Below are 11,962 nucleotides of genomic sequence, written 5' to 3'. Positions count from 1 at the left end.
TGAGTTTGCCTGTCTGCTCCATGCGCTCCGCCAATGTCCCGTGCCGCGCAGCACAGTGCCCCAGTGCCGGAAAACCCGTCAGGCGCGATCAGCGCAGATTCAGTGCCAGAACCAGCAGGGCTGCCAGCGCGGCATTGGCCGGGACGGTGATCAGCCAGGCGCCCAGGATGGCGCGGACATAGGACCGGCGGACCAGGTTGCGGCGGCGGACCTCCTCGACCGGCATGGGGGCGCGGGCCTTGGCCCGGCGGCGGTCGCGCCACTCGCGCCAGAACCCGACCCCGAACACCCCTCCGACCGCGATATGCGTGGTCGAGACCGGCAGGCCCAGCAGCGAAAAGCACAGCACGGTCAGGGCGCTTGCCAGGGTCACGCAAAGCGCGCGGGCGGGGTTCAGCCGGGTGATGTTGCTGCCCACCATATGGACCAGCCGGCCCCCGAACAGCAGCACGCCCGCGCCGATGCCCAGGCCCGCCAGCGCCAGCACCGCCACGGGGGACAGCAGGGGCGCCCCGTCCCGCGCAAGGCCCTGCAGCACGATGGTCAAGGGCGCCGCCACGTTCGAGGCGTCGTTCGCCCCATGCGCAAAGCTCATGACCAGGGCCGCAACGGTCAGCGGCAGGCCCAGCAGCGCCTTCAGCGCCTTGCCGCCCCCGGCGCCGCCGGCGATCTGGCGCGCCAGCGTCACATGGGCATAGGCCGCGCCCGCCGCGATGGCGGCCAGGGTCAGGCCCAGGACCAGCGGCCAGCCGAGCCCGCCATAGGCGGTCCCGCCGACCAGGAACAGCGCCCCGGCCGCCAGGCCCACCATCAGCGTCAGCCAGGCGCGGCCGGAGGGCAGCGGATCCTCCTTGTCCAGGGCGTGGCGGTGCAGGCTGGCCAGCAGCGCCGCCGCCAGGCAGCCCGAAACCACGGGCGACGCCATCCAGCCGATGGCGACCGAGGCAAAGGCCATCCAGTTGACCGACCCGATGCCAAAGGTGGCCATCCCGGCCCCGGTGATCGCGCCGACGACCGAATGGGTGGTGGAAATCGGCGCGTCGAGCCAGGTCGCCACGCTGATCCAGGTGGCCGCCGCCATCAGCGCCGCCAGCATCATGGGCGGCGTCGGACTGCCCTGGCCCAGCGAGCCGCCGACCAGCCCCTGGGTCAGGGTTCGCGTCACCGCCCCACCCGCGATGACGGCGCCGGCAAGCTCCATCGCGGCGACAAGGCACAGGCCAAGCGTCAGCCCGATCGCGCCCGCGCCGATCGCCGGCGACAACGAGTTCGCGACGTCGTTCGCCCGATCGACAGCGCCAGCGAGGTCGCCACCGCGATCGAGGCGGCGACGATCCCCAGCGCCGGCTGGCCGGCCAGCATGGTCGCGCCGATTTCGGCAACCACCGCCATGAACAGCAGGGCCAGCCCCAGCCGCAGGCGCGGCCGGGCCAAGGCCAAAGCCGCGTGGTCGGCATTCGTGATCCGACCCAGATCCTTGTCCAGGATTCGGTATTCCCGCTCGGGCGGGCGCATCAGGCGGGCGACCCGCCGGCGGGGACCATGCCGGCCAGCAGCCGCTTCAGCCCGGTCTCGGCCACCAGTTCGGCGGCGCGGGCTGGCTCGAACCAGCGGCGCTTGCGCTGGCCGGATTCAAGCCAGTCGTCTGCCAGGGACTCGACGTCCAGCAGATAGACGCGGACCTCGACGGGCACGGAAAAGCCAAGGTCCTGCACCTTGTCGTAATGGTAGGTGCCGATGGGGTCCTGGCCGATGGTGCCGAGAACGCCGGCCTCCTCCCACGCCTCCTGCAGCGCGGCGTCGGCCAGGGTGCGGCCGGGCATCGGCCAGCCCTTGGGCACGATCCAGCGGCCGGTGCCCCGGCTGGTGACCAGCAAGACCTTGCCGTCCTGCCGGCTGCGGCACAGCGCCGCCACCTGCATCTGCGCGGGCTTGCGGCCCAGAAGTCTGGAGAGCCTGTCCCGGAACGCCTTCGTCACTCTCCCCCCTCCGTGTCGCGGACCGCACCGCGCAACGACTTGATCTGCCCCCGCTGGGTCTTGGCGACCAGGCGGCGGCGCTGGCTGCCAAGGGTCGGGCGAGTGGCGATCCGCTTGCGCGGGGCCACCAGCGCCTCGCGGATCAGCTCGGCCAGACGCTCGCGCGCGATCTCGCGGTTGCGGGCCTGGCTGCGTGTCTCCTCGGCCCGGATCAGCACGGCGCCATCCTTTGTCCAGCGCCGGCCCGCCAGCCGCTTCAGCCGCGCCTTGACGGGCGGCGCCAATGCCGGTGAACGCTCGGCCTCGAACCGCAGTTCCACGGCGGTTTCGACCTTGTTCACGTTCTGCCCGCCCGGCCCCTGCGAGCGGGTGAAATGCTCGGACAGTTCCCATTCCTGGATCATCAATGTGTCGGTAATGCGCAACATGGCTGGAATATGTCGCAATCCCCGGTGCTGAAAAGCCCCCTGGAGTCAATTCGCTGGGATTTCCGGCATGTGCAACCGGATTGCCGCAGTATCGGATGCCCCGGCGCCGTCGATGACCGTCAATCGGGCAAAGCCGGGGCCGGGATGGGGTAGGCGCGCCTCGGGGCGGGCAAGGCCGATGGCCAGGGGCGCTCCGTTCAGCAGGAAGGTCCAGGGCGCCCGCCCGCCCCGCGCCCGCGCCAGGATGGGGCCCTCGGCCTCCAGCTCCGAGCCGTCGGGCGGAAAGGTCAGCCGCAGCGCGTCGGGCGCAGGCGGGCCCGATTGCGCGGCGCTGGCCTCTCCCGCAGGGGCGAAGCGGCGCAGGGGCAGAGGCAGGGCGCTGTTGGGCAGGGTCAGCACATGGGCGGGCGGCGGCGGCTGGGCGACGGGCGACAGCGCGTCGAACAGGTCGACAGCACCGGCGCGGCCAGATCGCCGCCGAAGGCCCCCGGCACCGGCGTCCCGTCCGGCCGCCCCAGCCAGACCGCGCCGACATGCGCCCCGTCGAAGCCCACCGCCAGCGCGTCGCGATGCCCGTAGGATGTGCCGGTCTTGTAGGCCAAGACCCGCCCGCGTGCGCCCTGCGGCGCCGGGTTCCGGGCCAGGATGTCGCCCACCTGCCAGGCCGCGCCCGGCCCGAACATGGCCTGCGGCAGCGCCTTGGCCGCGCCGGGCAGGGGCGACAGGGCGATGCTGTGCCCGCCCCGGCCAGCGCGGCATAGCCCTGCGCCAGCCCCTCCAGCGTGACGCCGCCGCCGCCCAGCACCAGCGCCAGGCCGGGGCGGTCCTGCGGCAGGCGCAGCGCGATCCCGCCCCGGTCCAGCGCCTGGGCCACGCGGTTCGGCCCAAGCGCCTCGGCCAGCTTGACGACAGGGATGTTCAGCGACCAGACCAGCGCATTCCTCAGGCTGACGGTGCCGCGGAAGTGGTGGTCGAAGTTCTGCGGCTGCCAGCGGCCAAAGGCGGTCGGCCGGTCCTCGATCAGGGTCTCGGGATGGGCGAGGCCATCGTCGAAGGCCAGGCCGTAGACAAAGGGCTTCAGCGTCGATCCCGGGCTGCGCCAGGCCCGCGCCATGTCCACGAACCCGGCCGAGGCGCCGTCGGTCCAGTCCGCCGCGCCGACCTCGGCCAGGATCGCGCCGCTGCGATGATCGGCCAGCACGACCGCCGCCGACAGCCCCCGTCCCGCACCCCGCACGGCGCGCGAGGCCAGCGCCTCGGCCCGGCGCTGCAGGCGGGGGTCGATGGTCGTCTCGATCCGGGTCGCGCCGGGATGCTCGCGCAGCAGCCGCGCGGCCAGCAGGGGCGCCAGCGCCGGATAGGCGCAGCGCGCCCGGGGCACCGGCTCGGCCATGGCGGCCCGCGCGTCGGCCGAGGAGATCAGTCCCGCCGAGGCCGCTCGCGCCAGCACCCGGTCGCGCGCCGCCCTGGCGGCGGCGGGAAAGCGGTCGGGCCGGCGCGTCTCGGGCGATTGCGGCAGCGCCACCAGCAGCGCGGCCTGCGCGGGCGACAGGCGGCGCGGCTCCTTGCCGAACCATTGCAGGCTGGCGGCGCGGATGCCCTCGACATTGGCGCCGTAGGGGGCAAGGCGCAGGTAAAGCCCCAGCACCTGCCGCTTGTCCAGCCGCCGCTCCAGCGCCAGCGCCAGCCGCATCTGGCGCAGCTTGCCGGCCCAGGCGCCCGTGGTCCCCTCCTCCAGCAGCCGCGCGACCTGCATGGTCAGCGTCGACCCGCCCGAGACCACGCGCCCGTGCCGCAGCGCCTGCCCGCCCGCGCGCAGCAGGGCGCGCGCATCGACGCCGGAATGGCGGTCAAAGCGGCGGTCCTCCCACAGCAGCAGCATGTCCAGGAACAGCGGATCGACCGGGCCCGGGTCCAGCCGCCAGCGCCCGTCTGCGACCTGGAACGACCGCAGCAGGCTGCCGTCCCGGGCCAGAACCTCGGTGCCGACCGGCACGTCCAGCCGCGGCAGCGTCGTCGCCGCGACCCAGTCGTCCAGACGGTCGCGCAACCCGGCCCCGACCCCCAGGATCAGGACGGCCAGCATCAGCATCAGGGCAAGGCGGCGCGCTTTCATGGCGCCAGCCTAGTGCAAGCGCCGGGGCAGGGGAAATGCCCTTGCCCTTCACCGTTTTCCAAATACCCATGCAAAGGCCCGCCAGGGGCGGCTACTTCGCCTCGTCCTCGCCGAACAGCCCCTTCAGGCCGCGCGCGATCAGGTTCCCGACCGAAGGCCGGGGCTGCTGGACGAAGGGCAGGGGGCGGCAGACCTCCATCGCGGCGATGCCCACGCGGGCGGTCAGGGCGCCGTTCACCACCCCTTCGCCGAACCGCTTCGAGACGCGGGCCAGGATGCCGCCGCCCGCGACCGTGTGGATCAGGTCGTCGCCCGCCGCTACCGCACCGGTCGCGACCAGATGCGCCATGACCGTGCGCGCCAGCCGCCAGCCGCCCACGGCGCCGGCGCGGCCGCCATAGATCTCGGCCATGCGGCGGATCATGCGCAGATTCGCGGCCAGCGCGGCGATCACGTCGGCCAGCGCCAGGGGGATCAGCGCGGTCGCGGCGGCGACGGTGCGGGCGGCGGCCTCGATCTCGCGCCGCGCCTGCTGGTCCAGGGGCGCCAGCAGCTCGGCCTCGGCCAGCGCGATCAGGCTTTGCGCATCATAGGCCTCGGCCCGCCGTTCGGCCACGCGGCCGATGCCCCATTCCAGCTCGGGGCGGTTGTGGTATAGTCCCTCGAGCCGCGCAACGACCGTCTGCGCCGCCGCCACGTCGCCCGAGGCCAGCGCCGCCCCCGCCTGCCGGCTGATCCCGTCGATGGCGGCGAACCGCGCCCAGGCCCGGTATTCGCGCCAGGCCATGCCCAGGGCCGCGGCGCAGAACAGCGCCATCAGCCCGATGCCGATCCAGCCCAGCAGCGGATAGGTGCGCAGCAGGTCCGTCAGATAGTTCAGCGCCGCCACCGACAGAAGGAAGGTGAAGAGCGCCACGCCGGTGTTGATGAAGAACCGCGTCAGCCGCGACGGTCCGGAGCCCAGCACCCGCGCCGCCAGCCGCATCGCGCGGGGCGATGGCGCGCCCGGCGCGCCTCCATCGTCGATCGGCGCCGCATCGGCGGGCGAGGGCGCGTCGTCCGGCCCCGGGGTCCGGGGCGCGCGGCGGTCGCGGTCGTCCGATCCGGGCGGCGTCTCGATCATGACCGGCCGTTCGGTGGGCGCGGTCCGGTCCAGTTCGACCAGCAGGGGGCCGCGCCGCTTTTCGTTCTCAGCCATGCCGATGCCCTCTCATATCTGGTCGCCGATCAGGAATTCCGCCGCCCGGTCCAATCGGATGTGCGGCGGCCCGTCGCCGGGGCGCAGCGTGTTCGGCGCCGGGGCGAAATCCATGATCGCATAATCGCCGTCCAGCCAATGCGTCGCGCCCTGGGCCGCCGGCATCAGCAGTTCGGCCGGATTGGCGGGCAGTTCGCCCGGATAGAACGCCGCCCGCCGGCCGTCCATCAGCGTGCCGCGCACGGCGGGCAGGTCCTCGCCGTCCTCCGGATCATCTCCTCGGTCGTGGTGCGCAGCGAGGCGATGGACATGGCCTCGGTCCGTGCGCCCGAGAAATCCGCCCGGTCGCGGGCCTCGCGCAGCATGGCGCCGGTGATCGCGGTCAGCCGGGGGTGCTGGATGTGGTGCAGGTGGTCGGCCTTGGTAGCGGCGAACAGGATCCGTTCCACCCGCCGCGCACCCAGCAACTGCGACAGCCAGCCCGCCCGGCCCGGACGAAAGGCCGACAGGATGTCGGCCATGGCGCGGCGCATGTCCTCGACCGCCTGGGGGCCGGCGTGGATCGCGCCCAGCACGTCCATCAGCACCACCTGCCGGTCGATGCGGGCGAAATGGTCGCGAAAGAAGGGCCGCACCACGCGCGACTTGTAGGCGCCGAAGCGCCGCTCGAATTCGCGCCACAGCGCCGAGCCCCGCCAGTCGTCCGGCAAGGGCGTGAAGGTAGCGCCGGCATCCCTCAAGCTCGCCGGCATCAGGAAGCGGCCGGGGGTGCAGTCCGACCAGCCCGCCGTGCGCGCCTGGTGCAGGTGCTCGGTATAGGCCGCGGCCAGTCCTTGCGCCGCGCTGTCGTCGAACCGGTCGCGGGGGGTGGCCGCCAGCGCATCGGCAAAGCCCTGGGCGCCCGGGCGGCCCGTCATCCGGCCCAGCACCTCGGTCGACCAGCCGGCAAAGTCGCGGTCCATCAGCCGCAGGTCCAGCAGCCATTCGCCGGGATAGTCCACGATATCCAGATGCAGCACCTGCGCGCCGCGCAGACCCGCGATCAGGCCGCGCGGCTGGACCCGCAGCGACAGGCGCAGCTGGCTGACGTGGCGCGTGCCCTCGGGCCAGTGCGGGTCGGGGCCGGTCATCGCCGCCAGATGGCGTTCATAGTCGAACCGCGGCACGGTGTCGTCGGGCTGGGGTTGCAGCCAGGCGGCCTTTAGGCTGCCGTCCGCCGCGGCCCGCAGCCCGGCCATCCGCCCCCGGTCCAGCAGGTTCGCCACCAGGGCCGTGATGAAGACGGTCTTGCCCGCCCGCGACAGGCCCGTCACGCCCAGCCGGATGACCGGGTCGGAAATCCCCAGGCCCTGCATCAGATCGTCGGCGATACCCATTCCGTCTCCTGCACTTGCACGGGGTCAAGATAGGCAGCGCCCGGTCGGATGTGTAGGTTCGCTGTCGATCGTCGCCGTCACAATCCGTCCAGCGCGGCGGTCGACCGGTTGCCCGGGCATCGACATACTGGGGCGTATCGCTGGAATAGGTGTCGCCGATCTCGAAGCCGACCGACAGGCCGGTCGCGCCCTCCAGCCGCACGACATCGCTGCCCTGGACGCGGATCAGCGTGGCCCCGGCCCGGCTGACCAGATCATCGGGGATGCGCCATTGGTCGGCGTCGATCCGCTCGACGATTGCGGCGCGGCGCAATGCCTCCAGCCGGCGGACATGGCCGGCATCGACATAGCCGTCAGCTAGTCGGCGCCCGCGTCGCCCGTGACGTATCGGCGCCGTCGAACAGGATCAGGTCGTCGCCCGTGCCGCCGTCCAGCCGGTCGTCGCTGCGCCCGACCAGGTCTGCGTGCCCGTGCGTTGGCCGGGGTTGGCCTGGCCCGCGCCCTCGATCGCGTCGTCGCCCGCCCCGCCGATCAGCGTCGACGATCCCGGCGCCGATTCATCCAGGGTCGGCGGTCGTCGCCGCCCGCCCCGTCGATGCCGCCGTTCCCGCAGCCGCAGCGTCTCGTCGCGGCGTTGCCGAGAAGCCCGCGCCCGCGCGGCAAGCCGCGCCGCCACATCGGCGTCACGCGCCGCCCGCCGCCCCAGGCGCCACCGCGACTGGCAGCTTGTCACCACCCCCGCCACGTCGATGATGTCCGCGCCCACGCCCCCGTCGATGCGCAGTGGCGCCCGAGGCGGCAAGCTGTCGTCGCCCGCATCGCCCAGACCACCGCGTCCCGGCCGGTCACGGCGATGTCGTCGTCGCCCGCGCCGCCGCGCGCGACGGCGGCAACGCGTTGTCGCCGCCCCCGGCATCGTCGCCGGCCAGCCGATCCGGTCGTCGCCCGCGCCGCCGTCGATGTCGATGCCCCGGCCGGCGCCGGTGATGGTGTCGTCGCCTGCACCGCCCCGCGCGGCGACCACGCCCTCAGGCACTGGTCCATCCTGGGGTTCCAGCGGACGCGCCCGGCCAGCCGTCATCGGCCTTCATTGTCGTGTCGTAGTCTTCCTCAGGGCGCATTGCGGGGCGCCGGGCGCTTTCGCGACAGCGGCGCCTTGACGGCGCCCGAATGCCGTCGGTCGACGCGCAGGATATCGTCGCCTTCGGCCCCTCGGTGGGCGAGCGGGTTCCGATCAGCGCTGGCCACAGGCGGCGATGGAACAGCTGTCCCGTCTTGCGCCAGTCCTGCTGGATTCTGATGCAGAAACTTCTAAAAAATCTCTTTCATGTCTCTAGTCAGACTGCCACAGGAGCGCAAGATCGCAAATGGCCTGGCGCTTTCCACCGCTGACGGGCTTTGCCATAAGGGGCCCATGCAACCGCCCCCCGCCTTGCCCGTCGACGCCGTCCTGCCCGAGCTGACCGCCGCCCTGGCCGCGCATGGCCGCGCCGTGCTGGTGGCGCCCCCTGGCGCCGGCAAGACGACGCGCGTGCCGCTGGCGCTGCTGGATGCCGTCCCCGGCCGCATCGTCATGCTGGAACCGCGCCGCCTGGCCGCCCGCGCCGCCGCCGCCCGCCTGGCCCAGACCCTGGGCGAGCCTCTGGGGGACCGCGTGGGCTATCGCATCCGGGGCGAATCCGTTCCGGGCAGCCGGATCGAGGTCGTGACCGAGGGCATCCTGACCCGGATGCTGCAATCGGACCCCTCGCTCGATGGCATCGGCTGCGTCATCTTCGACGAATTCCACGAACGCAGCCTGAACGCCGACCTGGGTCTGGCCCTGGCATGGGAGGCTCGGGCGGCATTGCGCCCGGACCTGGCGCTGGTCGTCATGTCGGCGACGCTGGACGCCGAGCCCGTGGCAACGCTTTTGGACGGCGCGCCCGTGATCCGCTCGGAGGGGCGCGCCTTTCCGGTCGAGACGCGCTGGCTGGACCGCCCGCTGCCGGCCGGCAGCCGGCTGGTCCCCGAGGCGGCGCGGCTGATCGCCGAGGCCGAGGCGGCGACGCGGACCCTGGGCGGCACCATCCTGGCCTTCCTGCCTGGAGAGGGCGAGATCCGGCGCGTCCAGGCCATGCTGGACCTGGGAATCGAGGTCGCGGCCCTTTACGGCGCGATGGATTTCAAGGCCCAGCAGGCGGTGCTGCGGCCGTCGGATGGGCGTCGGGTGGTGCTGGCGACGGCGATCGCGGAAACCTCGCTGACCATTCCCGACGTGACCGTGGTGGTCGATGCCGGACGGGCGCGGCGGGCGCGCTTCGATCCCGGCAGCGGCATGTCCCGGCTGGTCACCGAACGCGTCAGCCGGGCCGAGGCCGAACAGCGCCGGGGCCGCGCCGGACGTGTCGCGCCGGGCATCTGCTATCGGATGTGGGCGCGGGCCGAGGAAGGCGCGCTTCCCGCCTTCGTACCCCCCGAAATCGCGGTGGCCGATCTGGCGGGGCTGGCGCTGGAACTGGCGATCTGGGGCTCGGACGGGTCGGACCTGGCCTTCCTGACGCCGCCGCCCGCCCCCGCGCTGGCCGAGGCGCGGGCGCTGCTGCACGACCTTGGCGCGCTCGACGCCGCGGGGCGGATCACGGGCCACGGCCGCCGCCTGGCCGCGCTGCCGCTGACCCGCGACTGGCCCAGATGCGGCCGTCGCGGGCCGGACGCGGCCGTCTGGCCGCGCTGATGGCCGACCGCGACCCGCTGGGTCCGGGGGCGCCCGCCGACTTGACCCTGCGCTTGGGGGCGCTGCACGACGCGCCCGCCTTTCGCGACCGCCACCCGTGGGCGCTGAACGACGCCGCCCTGCACCGCATCCAGGGCGAGGCCCGCCGCCTGCGCCGGATGGCCGGCGATGGCACGGACCTGTCGCCGGGGGCCATGGCAGCACTGGCCTATCCCGACCGCATCGGCCAGCGCCGCAAGGGCGACCAGCCGCGCTATGTCCTGTCGGGCGGCAAGGGCGCGATCCTGCCCGAGGCCGACGGACTGGCCGCGCATCGCTTCATCGTCGCGACCGACCTTGACGGCGACACGCGCGAGGCGCGCATCCGCATGGCCGCCCCGATCCACGAAGCCGAGATCCGCGCGCTTTACGCCGACCGCATCGAGGCGGCCGAGATCGTCGAATGGTCGCGCCGCGAAAACCGGGTGATCGCCCGCAGGCAGGAACGGCTGGGCGCGCTGGTGCTGGCGGACCGGGCGCTGGATGCGCCCGACCCCCAGGCGCTGGCCCGCGCGGCGCTCGAGGGGCTGCGGGCGAACGGTCTGGCCTGGACCGCCTCGGCCGCGCGGCTGCGGGCGCGCATCGCGCTGGTCCCGGACCTTGGCCCGGTCGATGACGACAGCCTGCTGGCCGAACCCGACTGGCTGCTGCCCTGGCTGACCCGGGCGCGGACGCTGGCCGACCTGCGGGCGCTGGACCTGACCGAGGCGCTGAAGGCCCGCATCGGCTGGGACGGCCAGTGTAGGCTGGACCAGGCCGCGCCCGCCCATTTCGTGACGCCGCTGGGCCGCAAGGTGTCCATCGACTATGACCACGAAACCCCCTCGATCGAGTTGAAGCTGCAGGAGCTGTTCGGCGTCTCGCGTCATCCGGCCGTCGGCGGGCGGCCCCTGCGCATCCAGATGCTGTCCCCCGGCGGCAAGCCCATCGCGGTGACCACCGACCTGCCCGGCTTCTGGACGGGCGGCTATGCCGAGGTCCGCAAGGACATGCGCGGGCGCTATCCGCGTCATCCCTGGCCGGAAAACCCGCTGGAGGCCGACCCGACCACCCGCGCCAAGCCGCGCGGGACGTGACCGGACCGGCCCGCGCCGAGGGTTGCAGCCTTGGCATGGGTATTTGAAAAACGGTGAAAACGGGGCGTGGCGTGGCTCGTCTCTGTTTTCCAGATACCCATTGCGGCCTTGCCGAACGCGGGGCGGCGGCCTGTCAGTCCAGGCGGTCGGGCAAGGTCAGGCCGCGCAGGACCTCGGCCGCGGGCATCGGGCGCTTGCCTTCGCGCTGCGCTTCCAGCACCTCGACGGCGCCGGTCCCGCAGGCGATGGTGAAGCCCTGGAGCACCGTCCCCGGCGCGCCGGCCCCGGCCGCCAGGCGCGAGCGCAGCAGCTTGATCCGTTCGCCGCCCAGCATGCACCAGGCGCCGGGAAAGGGGGACAGGCCGCGGATCTGGCGGTCGACCTGCGGCGCGGGCAGGGCCCAGTCGATCCGGGCCTCGGCCTTGTCGATCTTCTGGGCATAGGTCACCCCCTCGGAGGGCTGGGGCGCGGCGGGCAGGGGCAGGCGATCCAGAACATCCCCGATCAGGGCCGCGCCCATCTCGGCCAGGCGGTCGTGCAGGTCGGCGGTGGTATCCTCGGGCCCGATGGGGGTGCGCGCTTCGGCCAGGACCGGGCCGGTATCCAGCCCCGCCTGCATCTGCATGATGGCGACCCCGGTTTCCGCATCCCCCGCCATGATCGCGCGATGGATGGGCGCCGCCCCCCGCCAGCGCGGCAGAAGCGAGGCGTGGATGTTGAGGCACCCCAGGCGTGGCGCGTCCAGCACCGGCTGCGGCAGGATCAGCCCATAGGCCACCACTACCGCCACATCGGCGTCGAGGGCGGCGAAGGCGGCCTGTTCTTCGGGGGATTTCAGCCGCTCGGGGGTGCGGACCGGAATGCCGAGCGTTTCCGCCGCGCGATGGACGGGCGAGGGGCGCGGCTTTTGTCCGCGTCCCGCCGCGCGGGGCGGTTGGGAATAGACCGCCGCCACGTCGTGGCGCGCGGCGATGGCCCGCAGCGCCGGGACCGAGAAATCCGGAGTTCCCATGAAGATCACGCGCATGGCTTGC

At 73.3% G+C, this 11,962-nt stretch carries 7 protein-coding genes and 3 pseudogenes; 1 reads left to right on the top strand and 9 read right to left on the bottom strand.

Going from position 1 to position 11,962, the window contains the following annotated elements:
• Positions 1 to 88: 88 nt before the first annotated feature.
• The 8 genes and pseudogenes from DPM13_RS04990 to DPM13_RS04955 all read right to left on the bottom strand — a co-directional run bounded on the left by DPM13_RS04990 (position 89) and on the right by DPM13_RS04955 (position 8,133).
• Positions 89 to 1,264, bottom strand: coding sequence for an inorganic phosphate transporter (locus DPM13_RS04990; RefSeq protein WP_223252352.1), 1,176 nt, complete (start codon positions 1,262 to 1,264; stop codon positions 89 to 91).
• Positions 1,228 to 1,515 carry a hypothetical protein gene (locus DPM13_RS22245; RefSeq protein WP_223252351.1) on the bottom strand — a complete coding sequence of 96 codons (288 nt, stop codon included), beginning with the start codon at positions 1,513 to 1,515 and terminating at the stop codon, positions 1,228 to 1,230. The genes DPM13_RS04990 and DPM13_RS22245 overlap by 37 nt, the downstream gene beginning before the upstream one ends.
• On the bottom strand, positions 1,515 to 1,922 hold the full coding sequence (locus DPM13_RS04985) for an NUDIX hydrolase (RefSeq protein WP_081791347.1): 408 nt from the start codon (positions 1,920 to 1,922) through the stop codon (positions 1,515 to 1,517). Before DPM13_RS04985 ends, DPM13_RS22245 begins: the two co-directional genes overlap by 1 nt.
• 53 nt (positions 1,923 to 1,975) lie before the next feature.
• The gene (arfB, locus tag DPM13_RS04980) at positions 1,976 to 2,407 is read right to left on the bottom strand and encodes an alternative ribosome rescue aminoacyl-tRNA hydrolase ArfB (protein ID WP_112887564.1); all 432 of its coding nucleotides are present in this window, start codon (positions 2,405 to 2,407) and stop codon (positions 1,976 to 1,978) included.
• Positions 2,408 to 2,452: 45 nt separating this feature from the next.
• Positions 2,453 to 4,523, bottom strand: a pseudogene (gene pbpC, locus DPM13_RS26620) (penicillin-binding protein 1C).
• Between the two features lie 91 nt (positions 4,524 to 4,614).
• On the bottom strand, positions 4,615 to 5,721 hold the full coding sequence (locus DPM13_RS04970; protein ID WP_112887563.1) for a YcjF family protein: 1,107 nt from the start codon (positions 5,719 to 5,721) through the stop codon (positions 4,615 to 4,617).
• A gap of 12 nt (positions 5,722 to 5,733) precedes the next feature.
• A pseudogene (locus DPM13_RS04965) lies at positions 5,734 to 7,097 on the bottom strand (YcjX family protein).
• Positions 7,098 to 7,503: 406 nt separating this feature from the next.
• A complete protein-coding gene (locus tag DPM13_RS04955) occupies positions 7,504 to 8,133 on the bottom strand; it encodes a hypothetical protein (protein WP_145963310.1) in 630 nt (209 codons plus the stop codon).
• A 378-nt stretch (positions 8,134 to 8,511) separates the two neighbouring features.
• On the opposite strand from DPM13_RS04955, the pseudogene hrpB reads away from it, so the two are divergent.
• Positions 8,512 to 10,928, top strand: a pseudogene (gene hrpB / locus DPM13_RS04950) (ATP-dependent helicase HrpB).
• A gap of 133 nt (positions 10,929 to 11,061) precedes the next feature.
• Here the strand turns inward: hrpB and fmt are convergent.
• On the bottom strand, positions 11,062 to 11,955 hold the full coding sequence (gene fmt / locus DPM13_RS04945; protein WP_112887561.1) for a methionyl-tRNA formyltransferase: 894 nt from the start codon (positions 11,953 to 11,955) through the stop codon (positions 11,062 to 11,064).
• Positions 11,956 to 11,962 lie beyond the last annotated feature (7 nt).

This window comes from Paracoccus mutanolyticus (assembly GCF_003285265.1).
GTDB classification, from domain to species: Bacteria; Pseudomonadota; Alphaproteobacteria; order Rhodobacterales; family Rhodobacteraceae; genus Paracoccus; species Paracoccus yeei.
Note: the sequence above shows the minus strand (reverse complement) of the source record. Positions and strands in the feature narration are given on the sequence as shown.